Annotated in this window: 15 protein-coding genes and 1 pseudogene; 7 read left to right on the top strand and 9 right to left on the bottom strand. The window is 63.3% G+C overall.

Annotated elements, in window-relative coordinates; genetic code table 11:
* Positions 1-136 precede the first annotated feature (136 nt).
* The 3 genes from AC0Z42_RS02420 to AC0Z42_RS02410 are packed head-to-tail and all read left to right on the top strand — an operon-like array spanning position 137 to position 1,461.
* Positions 137-781, top strand: coding sequence for a hypothetical protein (locus AC0Z42_RS02420; protein ID WP_485466631.1), 645 nt, complete (start codon positions 137-139; stop codon positions 779-781).
* Between the two features lie 3 nt (positions 782-784).
* A complete protein-coding gene (locus tag AC0Z42_RS02415) occupies positions 785-1,171 on the top strand; it encodes a hypothetical protein (RefSeq protein ID WP_485466630.1) in 387 nt (128 codons plus the stop codon).
* Positions 1,162-1,461: a hypothetical protein gene (locus AC0Z42_RS02410; RefSeq protein WP_485466629.1), complete on the top strand. Its 300-nt coding sequence runs from the start codon at positions 1,162-1,164 to the stop codon at positions 1,459-1,461. Before AC0Z42_RS02415 ends, AC0Z42_RS02410 begins: the two co-directional genes overlap by 10 nt.
* A 3-nt stretch (positions 1,462-1,464) precedes the next feature.
* Here AC0Z42_RS02410 and AC0Z42_RS02405 read toward each other — a convergent pair whose 3' ends face one another.
* From AC0Z42_RS02405 to AC0Z42_RS02375, 7 genes are all read right to left on the bottom strand, one after another.
* Entirely contained in the window at positions 1,465-2,460 is a 996-nt protein-coding gene (locus AC0Z42_RS02405; RefSeq protein WP_485466628.1) for an HD-GYP domain-containing protein, read from the bottom strand.
* Between the two features lie 25 nt (positions 2,461-2,485).
* Positions 2,486-6,211, bottom strand: coding sequence for a PAS domain S-box protein (locus AC0Z42_RS02400; RefSeq protein ID WP_485466627.1), 3,726 nt, complete (start codon positions 6,209-6,211; stop codon positions 2,486-2,488).
* A gap of 383 nt (positions 6,212-6,594) precedes the next feature.
* Positions 6,595-6,963, bottom strand: a complete 369-nt coding sequence (locus AC0Z42_RS02395) for a hypothetical protein (protein ID WP_485466626.1) — start codon at positions 6,961-6,963, stop codon at positions 6,595-6,597.
* Between the two features lie 74 nt (positions 6,964-7,037).
* Positions 7,038-9,521: a TonB-dependent siderophore receptor gene (locus AC0Z42_RS02390; protein ID WP_485466625.1), complete on the bottom strand. Its 2,484-nt coding sequence runs from the start codon at positions 9,519-9,521 to the stop codon at positions 7,038-7,040.
* A gap of 96 nt (positions 9,522-9,617) precedes the next feature.
* The gene (locus AC0Z42_RS02385) at positions 9,618-10,589 is read right to left on the bottom strand and encodes a FecR domain-containing protein (protein WP_485466624.1); all 972 of its coding nucleotides are present in this window, start codon (positions 10,587-10,589) and stop codon (positions 9,618-9,620) included.
* Positions 10,568-11,074, bottom strand: a complete 507-nt coding sequence (locus AC0Z42_RS02380; RefSeq protein WP_485466623.1) for a sigma-70 family RNA polymerase sigma factor — start codon at positions 11,072-11,074, stop codon at positions 10,568-10,570. The genes AC0Z42_RS02385 and AC0Z42_RS02380 overlap by 22 nt, the downstream gene beginning before the upstream one ends.
* Positions 11,075-11,171: 97 nt before the next feature.
* Entirely contained in the window at positions 11,172-12,815 is a 1,644-nt protein-coding gene (locus AC0Z42_RS02375; RefSeq protein WP_485466622.1) for a methyl-accepting chemotaxis protein, read from the bottom strand.
* A 175-nt stretch (positions 12,816-12,990) separates the two neighbouring features.
* Between AC0Z42_RS02375 and AC0Z42_RS02370 the strand changes: the two genes are divergently transcribed.
* Complete coding sequence (locus tag AC0Z42_RS02370) at positions 12,991-13,791, top strand: GAF domain-containing protein (protein ID WP_485466621.1); 801 nt, start codon at positions 12,991-12,993, stop codon at positions 13,789-13,791.
* Between the two features lie 13 nt (positions 13,792-13,804).
* Here AC0Z42_RS02370 and AC0Z42_RS02365 read toward each other — a convergent pair whose 3' ends face one another.
* Entirely contained in the window at positions 13,805-14,422 is a 618-nt protein-coding gene (locus AC0Z42_RS02365; protein WP_485466771.1) for a LysR substrate-binding domain-containing protein, read from the bottom strand.
* A gap of 23 nt (positions 14,423-14,445) precedes the next feature.
* On the opposite strand from AC0Z42_RS02365, the pseudogene AC0Z42_RS02360 reads away from it, so the two are divergent.
* Both AC0Z42_RS02360 and AC0Z42_RS02355 read left to right on the top strand, forming a co-directional pair.
* Positions 14,446-15,303, top strand: a pseudogene (locus AC0Z42_RS02360) (oxidoreductase); the annotation flags it as partial.
* A gap of 80 nt (positions 15,304-15,383) precedes the next feature.
* Entirely contained in the window at positions 15,384-15,767 is a 384-nt protein-coding gene (locus AC0Z42_RS02355) for a nuclear transport factor 2 family protein (RefSeq protein ID WP_485466620.1), read from the top strand.
* Positions 15,768-15,794: 27 nt separating this feature from the next.
* On the opposite strand, the gene AC0Z42_RS02350 is transcribed toward AC0Z42_RS02355, so the two are convergent.
* A complete protein-coding gene (locus tag AC0Z42_RS02350; RefSeq protein WP_485466619.1) occupies positions 15,795-16,685 on the bottom strand; it encodes a LysR family transcriptional regulator in 891 nt (296 codons plus the stop codon).
* 154 nt (positions 16,686-16,839) lie between these two features.
* On the opposite strand from AC0Z42_RS02350, the gene AC0Z42_RS02345 reads away from it, so the two are divergent.
* Positions 16,840-18,027 (top strand): MFS transporter, encoded by a 1,188-nt coding sequence (locus AC0Z42_RS02345; protein ID WP_485466618.1) that lies wholly within the window; start codon positions 16,840-16,842, stop codon positions 18,025-18,027.
* The last annotated feature ends 94 nt before the right edge of the window (positions 18,028-18,121 follow it).

The raw sequence follows: 18,121 nt of genomic DNA, 5'->3' as shown, positions 1-18,121 counted from the left end.
TATTTTGCCATATCAAGAAAATTGCATGCGATGATAAACTTGCGAAAGACAAGAATGTCGTCTATTCTCCTGTTGTACGTTTGGTGATCTGCATATGACGCCAGCGGTTGCTGCATCGAACTTGCCGGAGGTAAATATGACAGCCAATTTGAAGCACGACATGCTGGCGCCTGACGACCAGGAATTGTCCAACAGCGACCTGCGGGCGGTGGAACAATTCTCGCGGCTGGTCACTGCCCGGCTCGACATCCTGGCGCAAGGCCCCGATCGCAGCCGCCTGATCAACCTGGCCACGCGCGCGCTCGACGAGGCGCGCATGTCGCTGGGCGGCGCATTGCCAGCAGCCAATAACTCTCTGCCCGTGTCAAAACTCAAGGCGCAGGAAGTACTCGAACAAGGATGGGTGCAACTCTCGCAAGCGTCGCTGTACCGCGCAGTGGACAGCGGGCGGTTTTACTGCGTGACACCGGCAGGACGCAGTATCGGCAAAGAATTTCCGGCCTGGCAATTTGTCCAGCCGGTGCCGGAACTGATCGCGCCCGTCCTCTCCATCCTTGCCGGCCAGCCAAATAATGACATTCATGCCTTCTGGGTCGGCAGCGCCGAAGAATTGAACGAACTGTCGCCAGCGGAAATGCTTGCAGGCAAGCCGTTTGACACGCGCGGCGAGCTCCATCCCAGTCAGCAGGCGCTGCTGGAGTTGCCAGCGCGCGAAAGGATGCGACAGGTGATGGCGGCGGCAACATGGCAACACAAGGGTTTGGCCGATATCGTAGGCTAGCACATGGCTGCCGTTGAAGTGGTGGCTATACCGCCCGCGATCGCGGAGTGCCTGGCGCCGCTCGCCTTGCTGCGCAGCGAACTATTGGGAAATATCATCACACGCGATGCAGGAAAACCATTTATCCGCGCCGCGTGGAATCCGGCATCGATCTGGCCGAAGAAGGTCGAGCGCACCTATCGCTTCGGCCCGCCGGAAGCGCTGGCCGGCTTGAAAGGCTTTCCTTTTCACTGGATCTATGTTGCGGAAGATACGTATACCGCGGTGCGGGAAGCGCAGCTTTGCCGCAATGATGTGACCCGGCCCGGCACGTTTTTCATTCAGTCAGGGGCGGAAAATGCCCTGATCGCCACACTCCGTTCGGCCAGCCGCTACGGCTGTTGGACCTGACGGGCCTGGCCGCCAGCCGGCTCGGCATCTATGATCAGTTGCGCAGCCCCGATCATGCATGGTGCCAATGGCTGGGCTGGCAGCTTGATCAAATCATCGCCGGGCAAGGCGATGCGATCCATGGCTTCATTTATCCGTCGCGGCGCCATCCAGGCCAACTTGCGTATGCAATTTCTTCACGCAAGATGGATATCTTGAGCAACACCATGACATGCTCATCTATCAAGTTCAGCGACAGCCCCGCCTATGCCCGCTTGCTGGCTGACCACCTCCTGGCGGACCCGCCCTGAACCTCAACCCGGTTCCTTCCACTGCGCCTTGATCTCCAGCATGGCCGGTAAATTGGCAATGAACAGAGCGACCAGCTCGGGATCGAAATGCGTGCCGCTGTCGCGCTGCATGGTCTCGATCGCCGCTTCCACCGTCCAGGCGCGCTTGTAGGGGCGCTCGCTGGTGAGGGCATCGAACACGTCGGCGATCGCCACGATGCGTCCCTCCAGGGCGATTTCCTCGCCCTTCAGGCCGTTCGGGTAGCCGCTGCCGTCCCATTTTTCATGGTGCGTCAGGGCGATGGTGCGCGCCATTTTGAGCAACCCTCCCGCATGTTCGCCGATGATGGCGGCGCCGATTTCGGCGTGGCTGCGCATGACCTGCCATTCGTCCGCATCGAGCTTGCCCGGCTTTTGCAAGATGGCGTCGGGGATGCCGATCTTGCCCACGTCGTGCATGGGCGCGGCGTTCAGCAGGTCTTCGGCCTGGGCTTCGCTGAAGCCGGCAGCCAGCGCCAGCTGGCGCGCGTAATAACTCATGCGGATCACGTGCATGCCCGTTTCGTTGTCCTTGTACTCGGCCGCCTGGCCCAGGCGCTGGATTACCTGCAGGCGCGAGCGGCGCAGTTCGGCCGCGTCGACCAGCGACAGATGCGTGCGCACGCGGGCACGCACGATGGGCGGGCTGACCGGCTTGGTGATGTAGTCGACGGCGCCCACGTCAAAACCTTCCGCTTCGTCCTTCACGTCGGCCAGGGCAGTGACGAAAATGACGGGGATGGCGGCAGTAAGCGGCATGGCCTTGAGCTGGCGGCACACTTCATAGCCGGTCATGGCGGGCATCATGATATCGAGCAGGATCAGCTCGACCGGGTTGGCCTGCGCCAGCTCCAGCGCTTTTTCGCCGTCCTTCGCGTACAGCAGGCGATAGTCGTCCTGCAGGATCTGGCGCAGCACCTGCAGGTTGGTTGCTTCATCGTCGACCAGCAGCAGGGTCGGTTTTTGTTCGGGTAATTTCATGTCGATACATTAACTCGGATTCGGTTCAGGATGATACAGCACCGTCTTCTTCGGTCGCCTGCGCCTGCAGCCACTCAAGCAACTGCCTGAGCACGGCGGCAGCGCGCGCAAATTCGAAGTCGTCGATGGCGCCGGCCAGGGTTTGCAGCTGGCGCTGCCGGCCGTGCGGCGCGAGCAGGTCCGTTACGTCCGCCATCAGGGCGTCATCGAGCTGGCCGCCTTCCAGGCTGGCGATCGCCTTGCGCAGCGCGGCCTCGGCGGCCGCGTGGTCCAATGGCGCGCTGGCGGCGGGCACACTGGCAACGCTGGCTGCGCCGGCGCTGGTGCCCTCGCCCACCTCGGCGGCCAGCGCGGCAAATGCCGCCGCCAGCTGTTCCAGCAGTTCGGCCACCGGCCCCTGGTAATGGATCGCCTGCTCGATGCGCCCGAGGATGCCCTCGATCTGCACCAGGCACAAGTTGGCGGCCGCGCCCTTCAGGCGGTGCAGCAGGTGGCCGGCCACGCTGGCGCTGCCGCGGTCGATCTCGCGCGCCAGCAGGGACGTGCTGTCGGCATTGGTTTTTGCAAAGCGGCCGATGGCGCGCGCCAGCGCATCGCGCCCGCCCCACAGTGCCGTGCCGCGCTGCCAGTCGACCTGGCCGCCGGCGAAGCCCAGCGCGCCCTGCTCCGGCGCCAGCTCGGCAACCACGGCGATATCGAGCAAACGCGCCACTTCCGCCGTCAGCTTGTGCATTTCCAGCGGCTTGGAAGCGAAGCCATTCATGCCCGCAGTCTGCGCGGCGCGGCGGTCCTGTTCCAGCACGCTGGCCGTCAGGGCGATGATCGGCGTAGGTTTCAAGCCCTGCTCGCGTTCATGCACGCGTATCAATCGCGTCGCTTCCAGGCCATCCATGCGCGGCATCTGCACGTCCATCAGCACGATGTCGTAGCTGCCGTTGCGAAATTCACGCACGGCGCTTTCGCCATCGCTGGCGGTGATCACCTGGTGGCCGGCCGCGCCCAGGCTGATCATCAGCAGTTCGATATTCTGCGGCACGTCGTCGGCCGCCAGGATGCGCAGCGGCGGCAAGGCCAGCACCGGCTGCTCGCTGCGGCGCAGCACCACCTTGCCGGGAGCCAGCGGCAGCAGCACATGAAACACGCTGCCCACGCCGAGGGTGCTTTCCACCGTGATGCTGCCGTACATCAGTTCGACCAGTTGCAGCGAAATGGTGGTGCCCAGGCCGGTGCCGCCGAAGCGCCGGCTCATCGATGAGTCGGCCTGGGTAAATGGCGCAAAAATCTTGTCGAGGCGGTCGGCCGGAATGCCGATGCCCGTATCGTGCACGGCGATATGCACGCTGTCGCCCTGCATGTCGACAGCCACGCGCACCTGCCCGGCCTCGGTGAACTTGACGGCGTTGCCGATCAGATTGGTCAGCACCTGCTGGATGCGGCGCGCGTCGCCGAGGAAGAACTGGCCGGCGCGCGGATCGTAGTCGACCAGCAGCTCGATCTCCTTGTTGTGCGCCGTAATGCGCAGCGAGGCGGCCACGTGATCGACCAGGTCGGGCAGCGAAAAGTCCACCAGTTCCAGTTCCGTCGCGCCCTTTTCCAGCTTGGCCGTGTCGAGGATGTCGTTGAGCAGTTCCAGCAGCGAGCGGGCCGACTGGCGCACCGTCGTCAGGTGGCGCCGCTGCAGGGTGTCGAGCGCCGTGCCCAGCAACACTTCCGTGAAGCCGATAATGGCGTTCATCGGCGTGCGTATCTCGTGGCTCATATTGGCCAGGAACGAGGTTTTTGACTCGGCGGCCAGTTCGGCGCGGTCCTTGGCCGCGCGCAGGTTTTCCTGCATGGCGCGCTGTTCGCTGATATCGGTGGCCAGCTTGACCACCTTGAACGGCTTGCCGTCGGCATTGAAAATCGGATTGTACGAGGCCTGGATGCTGATCTTCCTGCCGTCCTTGCCGATGCGGTTGTATTCGGCGGCGTCGAATTCGCCATTGCCCAGGCGCTGCCAGAACAGCGGATATGCTTCGGACTGTACGTAATCGGATTCGCAGAACATGCTGTGATGCTGGCCCAGCACTTCGTCAAGCTGGTAGCCGACCAGGTCGAGGAAGTTCTGGTTGGCAGCCAGCACCCGGCCCTGCAGGTCGAATTCGATCACCGCCATGGCGCGCGAAATGGCCGTGACCTTGCCTTCGTATTCGGCATTGCGCAGTTCGCTTTCGGTGATGTCGAGGATGACGCCGTCGATCCAGCGCACCACGCCGTCGTTGTCGAGCACCGGGCCGCTGCTCTCGCGCACCCAGCGTTCGCGACCGTCGCGGTGGATCATGCGGTAGACGTTTTCAAAGTCGCGCTTCTGGCCGGCGGCCTGCACGCAGGTGTCGTTGACGCGCTGGCGGTCATCCGGATGCACCAGTTCAAAGATATTGACGCGCCCGTCGATGAAGTCCTGCGGCATCCAGCCCGTCAGGTTGAACACGGCGTCGCTGATGAAGATCATCTGCCACTGCGGCGCAAAGGCGCAATGGAAAGACACGCCCGGGATATTGCGGATCAGGGTGCGGTACTGGCGCTCGCTGTCCTTGAGCGCCTGTTCCATGTCGCGCGACGAGCGCATGTCGGTGACAAAAGCCACGAACAGCGGCTGGCCGGGGGTGTCGATCTTGCCGATGGCGACGCGGATCGGCAGCATCGCGCCATTCTTGTGGCGCCCTTCGAGCTCGCGCCCGCTGTCGAGGATGCGCGACACGCCGGTGGCCAGGAATTCGCGCAGATAGCCCTGGTAGCGCGCCGCATCGTCATCCTGCAGCAAAATATTCGCATCGCGCCCGAGGATATCGGCTTCGCGCCAGCCGAACAGCGCTTCGGCGGCCGGATTGAAGGAGCGCACCTTGCCCTGGCCATCGATGGTGATCAGGCCGTCGGCGGCCGTGTCGACGATGGCGCGCAGGCGCGATTCGCCCGCACTGGCGTGGCGCAGCAACTGGCGGTAGCGCAGCAGGCCATTCGCGGCGGCGACGAAGACGGTCAGGGTGACAGTGATCAAGGCCACCGCCAGCGCGATAAACGAGGCCTGCACCGTGATCGTGTTGCTGCCGGCGGCAGGCAGGCCGGAAAAGCGCGCCGCCAGCATGCCCGTGTAGTGCATGCCCGAAATCGCCAGGCCCATCACCACACTGCTGGCCAGCAGCGCCGTCATCGGGCGCAGCTGCAGTCGCGAGGCGGCCAGGCCGAAGCGTATCCACAGGGCCAGCACGGCCATGACGATGGCCACCACCAGCGACAGGGCGAACAGCGCCGGGTCATAGTGCAGGTCAAGCGCGCTTTGCATGGCAGCCATGCCGCTGTAATGCATGGAACCGATGCCGGTGCCGACCAGCACGCCGCCAACCAGCAATTGCGCGCGGCTGATTTGCGGCCGCGCCAGCAGGTGCAGCGCGACCCACGAAGCGCCCATGCCCGGCAACATCGACAGCAACGTCAAACGCGGTTCGAACGTGACATGGGTGCACAGGTCGAACGCGAGCATGCCGATGAAATGCATCGACCAGATGCCGCCACCAAGCGCAATGGCGCCCGTCACGATGGCCGTCTGGCGCTGCAGCCACACGTCGCTGTCGCGCGCCATGCCGGCCACTTGCAGGGCCATGAACGAGGCAAAGATGGCGATGGCAACCGAAATGAGCACCAGCGACCCGTCATGGGTGCCGTATTGGTAAGGCAGCGAGGCCGGGCCGGTCGCGAAGATGGAACTGAGCATGCTGTGTGCATCCGTGAGCATAAGATTAACAAGCGGCGCAACGCGCGCCAGGGGCGCCGCTATCGCAATAATCAGGCGACGCGGCAAACAGGAACAGGGAGTATCGACCGGATGATTGCACGGTCGCCAGCCCGCGTTTTCGGGGCGGGAAAAGATGTCTTCCAGATGCCTTCCGTGAATGGGAAAAGCGGCATGCGTGCAAACCCCGGCGCGGCCAATGACAAAGCGGCAACCGGCGTGACGATGATTCTGAAGAAGGGGGATTATAGTTGCTTTTGGAAAATATTCATAGGACCTTCAGCAAGTCCGTTAGAAGGAAAGCAAGGTCTTGCGGCGATTATGCGACACGATACTGGCCGGCGTCGACGCCGGCCTGATGCCGCTCAGGCGTGCAGCTGCGGCATGCCGCGAAACCACGCCAACTGCTCGCGCGTCAGGTAGTTGGCGCCGTCGCCGTGCAGTATGACGATTTCAATTTCAGGCGGAATCGAGGCGACCAGCTGGCGGCCGGTAACGGGAATCTTCGGATAATCGATGCCGGCCAGGAACGCCAGTTCTTCGGCCACGGTCACGCAGCGGCGCTCGGGATCGGGCGACGGCACCAGGAACAGGTCGATCTGCTCGCTTTGTCCGCCAATGACCACATGGAACTGCGCACGCAGCAGCTCGGGCAGTATCAGTTCGATGTTTTTCTCGGCACGCGATTGTTCAAAGGCGCGCTTCAGCGGTGTCAGGGTGGGTGTGATGGACATGGCAATCATGGCAAAATGGTCAGGCTCGGCAGTGTAGCAGAGGCGCCGCCGGCGGCGCGCTCCGCTGGCCAGTCCTACATTTTATAGCTCAGCGTCAGCAGCGCGCCGCGCGGCGCACCATAGCGCGCCAAGCCGCCCGACCAGCTGTAGCCCAGCGCCTGGTAGTAATGGCGGTCGAACACATTGTCGATGTTCAGGCGCAGCTGCAGCTTGTCGCTGATGCGGTAGCCGGCCGTCAGGCCCGCGACGACATACGCCCCCTGCGAAGTATAAAAGCCGGTGTCGCGGCGGAACATCTTGTCCTGCGCCTGCACCGAGGCGCCGACGCTCCATGGCGCCAGGGCGCCGCCCGGCTGCCAGGTGGTCGACAGCTTGAACAACTGCTTCGGCTCGTCGGTGGCGATGCGCTGGCCGACATTGGCGGCGATATCGTCTCTGGTGTACTTTGCCATCACATACGTGTAGCCGCCGGCGATCTGCCAGCCTGGCAAGGGCGAGCCGGACAGCTGCAGGTCCACGCCTTCGCTTTCCACTGCGCCGGCCGCGCGCGCGCAATAGATGGCGCCGCCGCTCGGGCAGTTGCGTTCGTCGGCCATTTCGCGGTTGCGCTGCTTGATGCGAAACAGCGCGGCGCTGGTATTGAGCGCGCCGCCAAAATACTCGCCCTTCACGCCCACCTCGTAATTGGTGCCGCTCAATGGTGGCAAGGTATTGCCGTTCACGTCCATGCTGCTTTGCGGCTCGAAGATCTGCGTGCCGCTGACATACACGGAGTGATGCTTGTCCAGATCGTAGACCAGGCCCAGATAAGGCGTGACCTTGGCGCTTTCGTCCAGGCTGCGCTTCCACGTGAATTGCGTCTCGTACCAGCCCGTCACATCCTGCGTGTACCAGCCCAGGCGCGCGCCCAGCACCAGGTGCAGCGGGTCGGCCAGGCTGAAGTTGCCTGCCGCGTACAGGCCCTTCTCGCGCGTCTTGCGGCCCCAGTTATAGGGCTCAAGCACGCCGGCCTGCATCGGATAGGCATGCGGGTTCCAGCTGCGGATATCGATGACGCGCGTACCCGCGCCTTGCCATGACTGGGCCGCATCCGAGTCGTCATCGCGGTAGCTGGCGCCCAGTATCACTTCATGCTGGCGGCCGAACCAGGTCACGGGACCACTGGCGCGCAGGTCCGCCACCACCTGGCCGGTGCTGTATTTCCAGCCCGTTTCCGATTGTTCCAGCAAATAGTCCTGGCCGCCGATGCGGCTGTTGGTGGTATTGCGGGTCGACGATCTGGCGTCGATATGGGTGACGGCAAGACGCGCCTTCCAGCCGCCGCCCAGGCGATGCTCCAGGTCGGCAAACAGCACGTCGTTGTCGCGGTCCTGGAAGGAATCGGCATTGTTGAGGAAAGTGGAACGGGGCAAATTCATGTGGCGCCCGTTCGCAAACGTCGGCAGGCCGACCGAGACGCCGTCGGTGCGGCTGCTCTGGCGCGAAAAGCCGGCACCGAGCACGGTGTCCGGCCCCAGGTCGGCTTCGACGATGCCGTACAGCGTGCCGTTCCTGTTATTGACGACGTCAATGAAACTGTCGCTGTCGCGCCAGCTGCCCGCCACCCGGCCGCGCAGGCTGCCCGATTCATTGAGGGCGGCACTGGCGTCAAGCGTCAGTTGCCGGTCCTTCCAGCTGCCCAGCGCCACCGAACCATTCACCAGCGGCGTGGCGGTCGGGCGCTTGCGCACCAGGTTGATACTGCCCGACGGCGCGCCCGCCCCTTCCATCAGGCCGGTTGCGCCGCGCACCACTTCCACGCGGTCGTACATGATCATGTCGGCCGATACATTGCGCTGGTTGAAACCGGTGACGTCCAGTGGCAGGCCATCGACATTGACGTGAGTCAGCGCAAAACCGCGCGCGTAGTACGAGGTTTCCTGGTCCGTCACACCGGGCTGCTTGGTATAGATGCCGGGCGTGGCCAGCGCCACGTCCTGCAAGGTGGCGAGATGAAAATCGTCCATCTGCTGGCGCGCGATGACGCTGACCGACTGCGGCGTCTGCCGCTGCGACAGCGACAGGCCGGTGGCGGTGCCCATGGTTTTCGTCGTGTACGAACCGGTGCCTTCGGTATTGCGGTCAGCCTCGGCATTGATGGTCACGGCCGGCATGGTGGCGACATTCGCCTCGGCTGCCTTGCGCACCAGGTAATTGCCATTGCCGGCGTCGATCGCTTCCAGCGTGCTGCCTTCGAGCAGCTTCTGCAGGCCCTGCAACGGCGTATGGCGACCCTGCAGGCCCTTGCTGTAGAGGCCCGCCAGTGGCGTCGATTGAGTCGACACGTTGACGCCAGCGGCGACGGCATAGCTGGCGAGCGCCGTTTGCAGGTCACCGGCGGCGATCTGATAGTCGCGCGCGGCCGTTGACGGCGCCGTTTCGGCAGCGCGCACGGGCGCTGGCGCGATGGCAAGCGCGGCGGCCGAAGCGCCCAGCAACAGGACCAGCGCGGCGCGCACTGCGCCGGCGGTGGGGTGCAATGGAATCGGTGTGGCGTTAGAGCGGTGCGGCAAAAGCATGGAGTCCCTTTCGATCGTCAGAAGTGCTGTTCTATCTGTTATGACGAAGGGGATATAAAAAAGGGACATGGAAGGGACATGCAGCGCCAACTATTTTCAAGCCGGCCCGACGCTGACCCAGTACGACGTGCGCAGGCTGATCCGAATCGGCAGTGAAACCTGGAGCAGCGCCAGCATCCGGTCGGTATCCCTGAGCTGGAAAATGCCGTCGACCGGCAGCTGCGCCACGGCCGGGTCGCAGCGCACCACACCATTCCGATAGCGCGCGAGCTGCGCCAATACTTCGCACAGCGGCATGCGTTCGGCGACCAGCACGCCCTGCAGCCAGGCCTCGCTGCTGGCCGGTGCGGCGGCAACGCCGGCCACCCCATTCGCGTCAAAACTGGTTTGCCAGCCGCTGGCGACGATGCGGGCCGCATGCCGCGCTTGCGACGGCACGATTTCCACCGCGCCCTGCATCACGCATACCTGCGTGTGCGGCGAGAAAAGGCCGCCTTCCTCGCGCACCGAAAAACGCGTGCCGATGGCGCGCACGCTGCCGCTGGCCGAGCGTACCAGCAGCGGGCGCGCTACCCTGGCCGGATCGGGCGCGCTGCGCAGATGGATTTCGCCCGCATGCAGCACGATCAGGCGGGTCGCATCGTCAAATGCCACATCGATGGCGGTGGCGGTATTAAGGGCCAGCTGCGTGCCGTCGGGCAGCAGCACCTGACGGATCTCGCCGGTAGCGGTGCTGACGCCGGCGCGCCACGACTGCCAGACGGCGGATTGGCTGGCCAGCCACAAAGGCGGCGCGGTGCAGGCGATCAGCACGGCCAGGTGCTTGACGGCGCGGCGGCGTTCGCCCTGGTGCTGGCGCAGCGCGGGCGGCACGATGGCCATGGCCTGGCACACCAGTTCGGCGCGCCGCCAGGCCTCGAGGTGATCGGGATGACTGGTGCGCCAGGCGTCGAATTGCTGCTGTTCGGCCGCGCTCAAGGCACCGTCGCGCAGGCGCACCAGCCACTGCGCCGCCACGCGCGCTGCGCCGGGACTGACCGCGGTGGTCACAATATCAGCACGATGCATTGCTCGAACGCCTGCACCATATGGCGCTTGACGGTGCGCTCGCTGACACCCAGCCGCTGGGCGATCTCGGCGTAGCCCATGTCATCGACATGCGCCATCAAAAAGGCGCTGCGCACCGCATCGGGCAAGCCGGCAAGCATGGCGTCAACGCGCTGCAGCGCTTGCACGATGATCAAGCGCTCTTCCGGCGACTGCATCAGCAGTTCCGGCTGCTGCGCCAGCGCTTCAAGCCAGGCCTGTTCCAGCGACAGGCGCCGGAAATGATCGATCAGCAGGCGCTGCGCCACCGTTGTCAGGTAGGCGCGCGGCTCGCGCAAGGCCGGCATGGCCGCCTGCGGCGCCGCCAGCAAGCGCACGAAGGTATCGTGCGCCAGGTCGGCCGCCTGGTCGGCGCAGGGCAATTTGCCGCGCAGCCAGCGCAGCAGCCAGCCATGGTGGCTGCTGTAAATGCCGGCGATGGCCTGGCTGGACTGCGCGATCTGCACGATGGGTTCCTGCACAATTGAGAATAATTCTCATTATCGCAATTCTTGCCCCATGCCGTCAAGGCTGGCGCCGTAGCCAATCTGCCACAGGCCGGCTTCAGGCGCGAAGCCATGATTGGTCCGGCACGGACTCCAGGCGCAGCCGCTCCGGCATCGCCTGGGGTGGCGGCACCGGCTGGCCCAGCTTGAAAATGCTCACTCTGGCCGCCAGGCTGCTGGCGCTGTCTTGCAGGGAATATGCGGCGCTGGCCGCTTCCTCGACCAGCGCCGCATTTTGTTGCGTGGCCTGATCCATGTGGCTGATCGCCTGGTGGATCTGTTCGATGCCTGAACTCTGCTCGGCACTGGCGCTGCTGATCTCGCCCATGATCTCGGTCACCCGCCCCACGCTCTGGACAATTTCGTCCATGGTGGTCCCGGCCTGGTTGACCAGACGGCTGCCGTTATCGACCTTGCCCACAGAATTGGTGATCAGCTCCTTGATCTCCTTGGCGGCGCCCGCCGAGCGATGTGCAAGATTGCGCACTTCGGTAGCAACCACGGCAAAACCGCGCCCCTGCTCGCCGGCACGGGCCGCCTCGACCGCCGCATTCAAGGCAAGGATATTGGTCTGGAAAGCGATGCTGTCGATGACCGCGATAATATCGACGATCTGGCGGGCCGAATCCTTGATATCGTCCATGGTGGCGACCACTTTGGCCACCACGGCCCCGCCACGCAGCGCCACCTCGGACGCCGTCGCCGCCAGCTGGCTTGCCTGGCGGGCATTATCCGCATTCTGGCGCACGGTACCGGTCAGCTCTTCGATCGAGGCGGCGGTCTCTTCGATCGAACTTGCTTGCTGCTCGGTGCGCAAGGACAGGTCCATATTGCCTGAAGCAATCTGGCTCGATGCCGTGGCGATGATATCGCTCTCGGTCCTGACCTCATGCACGATGCCCGTCAGGCTGCCCGTCATGTCGCGCAGGGCGCCAAGCAACTGGCCAAATTCGTTATTCGACGTCACATCGACCTGCACGCTCAAATCGCCGCCCGCCACCCGACGGGCGACCACCACTGCGGCATCGAGTGGCCTGGTAATGGCGCGTATCAGATACACCGTTGCGCCACCGGCCAGCAACACGGCAAAGATGATCGCAGCGAACACCATATGGTTGATGGCATCGAGTTCGGCATGCAGGTCCACGCTCTCCTGCCTGTTTCGTTGCGACATAAAATTCTGCAGTTGCTGATAGGCTTTATAGCCCTTCAAATACGTGGGATTGATGCCGCGAATCAGTATTTCCTGTGCACGATCCCAGTCATTCGCCTCGATGGCGCGCGATGCATCGGCAATCAGCGCCTGCCCCAGATTCTGGCTTTCGTTCAGCCAATGGTTCACCGCATCTTTCGTTGCCTGGCGACGCAGGGAGGCAAGCAAGGCCTCACGTTCGTTTTGAAGTTGCTTGGTATTATCGGCAATATTCTTGAAATGGTTATTCAGCGGATGATCGTGCATGACAGCGTATTTGCTGCCCGGGTTATGTTGCAGCGCTTGCAGGATCTGGCTGCGGTTGGACTCCATGCGATAAATCAGGCTGGCGATCGTCAATTGCTGCTGTGCCGATTTGAGCGAGGTTTGTTCCAGCAGGTCGACCGAGCGCCTTGCCGCATAGTGGCCGAGCGCGCCGACGGCGATGGTCACCAGGACCAGCAAGCCGATCACGGAGACGATGAGATTTTTGATGCTGAAGTTTTTCATAAAGGATAAGTGAGTTTTTTAAAGCTCGATGCGAGCCCGTCAGGAGCACGTATCCGGTCAGAAAACGCACTCATTTAAAATTATAAATTTGACGAATTTGATGAAATCATTAAATTTGCGCCAATTATGGCATCAAATATTTCCTTGAGCAAACGAAATTTGTTAAAATCACTGCATGCCAGGGAAGCATCGTCAGTCGATATGCGATGAACTTGAAGGAAAGATAAAGATGCGAGCAACTACAGAACCGGGTGTGGATCCCGAAATCGTCACCACCACCAAGGCAGCAGATTTGCTGGGCGTGGCGGTCAGTACCGTGCAAAAATGGGTGGAATTGGGAAAACTGGAGTCATGGAAAACGCCGGGCGGGCATCGCCGCATCACGCTTGCCTCCATCCTTGGCGTTTTGCATCCCGACCATGACCGCTTGCCGGTGCCAAGCATGGCGGAACCGAAAAACATGCGGCGGCCTGCCAAACGCGTCTTGCACGAGCATTTGTCCGAGCTCATGGACGAAAGTGCGCGACTGCGCGCCACGCGTGCCACGGGCTTGTTCGATACGCCAGCGCACATCAATTACGACCGCATCGTGCGTGTGGCGGCACTGCTGACGGACATGCCGATCTCGCTCATTTCGCTGCTGGACGAGGACCGTCAATGGTTCAAGGCGCGCCTGGGCATGAGCATGACCGAGACCCCGAGGTCATGGGCGTTTTGCAACTACACCGTGCTTGATAACAAGATCATGATCGTGGAAGACGCCTTGCAAGATCCGCGATTTGCAGAAAATCCGCTGGTGACAGGCCAGGAAGCGATACGTTTCTATGCCGGCGTGCCATTGTTGGACAGCAACGCCTGCCGCCTCGGCAGTTTGTGCGTGCTCGACCGCAAGCCGCGGCAGCTGAGCCATGAGCAGACCTGGGCCCTGACCGAACTTGCGGCGATCGTTTCTGAAGAGATACAGCGCGGCATGTGACGGCCGCTTGCCATCAGGACGATGGCCGATGATTGGCCATGCGCATGAAGTCGACAAAGGCGCGCAGCTTGCCCGGCATATGCTGGCGATGCGGATAATACAGATGAAAAGCGTCGTCCAGCGCGCCATGTGACACCAGGATATGCCGCAGCTTGCCATCGTCCAGCGCCTGCCGCGCAAAGGCTTCCAGGATAAAAGCGATACCCTGCCCTTGCACCGCCGCATCGCATACCGAGCGCATCTCGTCAAACATCAAGCGCCCCTGCACATCGATGTGTACTGTCTGGCCGCGATCGTCGAACTTCCAGTCATACAGCCTGCCGCCGACCGAATAGCGCTGGCGCAAGCAATCGTGCTTGAGCAGCCCGGCCAGGGTTTGCGGTTCGCCGCGCTGGCGCAGGTAATCGGGCGCCGCCACCACGATGCGTTTTTGCACCGCCCCTAACTGCACCGAAATCATGTCATTTTGCAGCTTTCGCCCCATGCGGATGCCGATATCAAAACCGGCGCCGACGATATCGGTCAATTGATTGTCCAGCGAGACCTCGATATTGATCAGCGGGTATTGCGCCAGGAACGCGGCCAGATGCGGTTCGACCAGGATATGGTAAGCCACATACGATGCACTGATGCGGCTTTGCCAAGGAGTATGGCGCCACGCCCGGCATCCAGATTGCTCATGCCGGACCGAAGGCCTGCATCCAGCGCGCCTTCGAAGGCAACGGCCCCCTGAACGACACCGACGCCGCGCGCGGCGAGACGCCTTGGGAGGTGGTGTCGCCCAGCGCGCGCCCGGTGGCCGATGGCTGGCTGCCGCCAACCGCCCTTGATGCAGATGGCATCGCCAGGGTGCGCGCCGATTTTGCCGCCGCGGCGCGCCGCGCGCTGCAGGCCGGCTTCGAGGTGCTGGAACTGCACTACGCGCACGGCTTCCTGCTCAACGCTTTCCTGTCGCCGCTGACCAACGACCGCAGCGACGAATACGGCGGCAGTTTCGAGAACCGCATCCGCCTGGCGTTGGAAATTGCCCGCGACGTGCGCGCCATCTGGCCGCACGACAAGCCGCTGTTCGTGCGCCTGTCGGCCGTCGATGGCAGCAGCACCGGCTGGACCATTGCCGACAGCGTGGCCCTGGCCGCAGCACTGAAGGCGGTGGGCGTCGACGTGATCGATTGCTCGTCGGGCGGCTTCGGCGTCTATGAATATCCGAACGGCTATGGTTTCCAGGTACCGTTCGCCGCGCAGATACGCCGCGAGGCCCATATCGCCACCATGGCCGTCGGCATGATCGTCGATCCGGCGCAGGCCGACGCCATTATCGCGTCCGGCCAGGCCGACCTGGTCGCGCTGGGCCATGCGGCGCTGCGCAACCCGCACTTTCCGCTGCATGCGCAGCAAACGTCCCATGCCAACTGGCATGCGCAAGCCGGCTGGTGGCTGGAACACCGCGCCAGCAAGCTGGACGAACTGGGACCGTGGACGCCAGCCTTTGCGCATCAGAACCAGGCTTGACTCCCAGGCTTGACCCCAAGCTTGACCCCATGCCGGCCAGCCTGGCCGGCCTTCCCACCATGACCAACAGGAGTGACAACATGAACAAACCAACTTACGTGCAGGACTACCAGGCCATCGTCGAGGTATTGAACAAGTACAACCAGGGATGCAAGCAGGCCGACAGCAGCATCATGCGGCCGGCTTTCCATGCGCAGGCCACCATGTTCGGCGTTGACGCCGACGGCAAGCTGGCCGGCGGCGCCATCCAGACGCTGTTCGACGGCATCGATACCGGCTTTCGCCCATCACCCGAGGTGCAGGGCGCCATCGTCAACGTCGATATCGCGGGCACCGCCGCCAGCGCGCGCATCGACACCAACGATGTATCGGGCTTCTGCTTTACCGACTTTTTCAACCTGCTGAAAATCGAGGGCAAGTGGCTTGTGGTGAGCAAGATCTACCACACCCACGTCGCGCCCTGACAAGCAATCACGTTGGCCTGGCCTCGCCTACCCCTGGTAGCGCAAGGCCTCGATCACCAGCGAAAACGCGCGCGAGGTATGGCGGCGCGACAGGTAATAGGCGTGCAGCGCGGGGAACGCCGGGCACCATTCGTCCATCACGCTGACCAGGCGCCCATCCTTCAGGTAGGGCGCGACCATCTCCTGCGACAAAAACGCCAGGCCGACACCGTACAGCGCGGCATTGAGCATCTGGCAGGCGCTGTTGAAGGTCGCCTGGCCACTTACGCGCACGTCCAGCGCCTGCTCCCCATCGCGCAATTCCCAGGCATACAGTCCGCCGCCAGCCAGGCGCAAGGTGATGCAGTTATGCTGCTGCAGGTCGGCGATGGTGGTCGGCGCACGCCGGCCATGCCAGTAATCGGGCGCGGCGACGATGGCCATCTGCACGTCCGGCGTGAGCCTGACGGCGATCATGTCCTGCTGCACCTGGTCGCCGTAGCGCACGCCGATGTCATAGCGTTCGGCCACGATATCGTGCATGCGGTAGTCGGAATTGATCTCGATGCGCAGGTCCGGGTATTGCGGCAGCAGATGGGCCAGGCGCGGCCACAGCACGCTGTCGATGATATGGTCGATAGCCGTGATGCGGATGGTGCCGGCGGGATTGCCACCCATGTCGCTGATGGCCGCGATTTCCGCTTCGATTTCTTCGAAGCGCGGCGCCACGTTCTCCAACAGGCGCTGGCCGGCGGCGGTCGGCGCCACGCTGCGCGTGGTGCGCGCCAGCAGCTGCACGCCCATGCGCGCTTCGAGCGCGCGCACGATATGGCTCAGCGCCGACTGCGACATGCCCAGGGTAGCGGCCGCGCGCGTAAAACTGCGCTCGCGCGCCACCGCCAGGAACACCTGGATATCGTTGATATTGTCGCGCGCCATGGGAGTTGGAAGGGAATGGTAATTGTTCATTCTAACAGGCGACCAGAGGCAATCGATTGATGACGCCCGCGCATAAACCCTAGCAGATGCGGCGCGTTTTCGGGCGCGCGAACGCAGCTACCATCGGTGCTTCCTTCTCAAGCCCCCGACTTCCATGCAACTATCTACTCCTGTGATTGACCACCCTGGCGCGGCCAGCCAGCCCGCCTGGAGCGCCGTCGGCGCCATGACCATGTGCGTGGCGCTGCTGATCGCGGCCGAATTCATGCCCGTCAGCCTGCTTACGCCGATTGCGCAGGACTTGAAAGCCACGCCAGGCATGGCCGGCCAGGCGATCGCCGTCTCGGGCCTGTTCGCCGTTGCCACCAGCCTGCTGATACCGGCTGCGGCGCGCCGCTTTGATCTTCGCCATGTGCTGATCGCACTGACCTGGACCATGCTGGGGTCGCTGGTGCTGATCGCCATGGCGCCCAACTTTGCCGTGCTGATGCTGGCGCGCGCCCTGCTCGGCATTACCATCGGCGGCTTCTGGGCCCTGTCCACCGCCACCGTGATGCGGCTGGTACCCAGCGAGTCGGTACCCAAGGCCCTGGGATTGATGTACACCGGCAATGCCGTGGCCGCTGCGTTTGCCGCACCGATGGGCAGCTACTTTGGCGCCATTATCGGCTGGCGCGCCACGTTCTGGACCCTGGTGCCGCTGGTGCTGGCCAACCTGCTGTGGCAAGCCGTCAGCCTGCCATCCTTGCCGCCCGATGCAACCAAATCGCCGGTCAGCGTGCTGGGCCTGTTGAAGCGCCGCCATGTGGCACTGGCGATGGCCGGCGCAATGCTGTCGTTTGGCGGCGCATTTACCAGCTTTACGTATTTCCGCCCTTTCCTTGAAACCTATACCCAAGTGAGCGTGCCGCAACTGTCGATGTTGTTGCTGGGCCTGGGCGTGGCCGGCTTTGCCGGCACCTACGGCGCCACCGTGCTGCTGGCCCGCCACCTGTACGCCTTGCTGCGCTGGCTGCCGCTGGCGCTGGGGCTGGTGACCGTGCTGCTGCTGGCTGTTGGCCACCAGCTGTGGGGGGTGGCGCTGGCGCTTGCCGCCTGGGGTGCGCTGAATGCGGCGATTCCTGTCGCCTGGTCGACCTGGCTTACCCGGGGCGTGCGCGACGCGCCCGAAAGTGGCGGCGGCCTGATGGTGGCGGCGATCCAGCTGTCGATCATGGCAGGCGCCGCTTTCGGCGGCCTGCTGCTCGACAATTTTTCCGTCACGGCCACCCTGCTCGGTGGCGCAACGCTGCTTGCCATGGCCTGCCTGCTGGTCGGCAATGGCAGGCGGCTGCAGCCTTGAGTTACTTTTTTGAGTTACTTCTCCCTCCCCCACCCCCAGGAATAACGATGAAAAAATATCTTTCGATACTCGCACTGATGATCGGTGCATCATT

This window comes from Janthinobacterium sp. 1L-D-8-B-C4, assembly GCF_057291295.1.
Note: the sequence above shows the minus strand (reverse complement) of the source record. Positions and strands in the feature narration are given on the sequence as shown.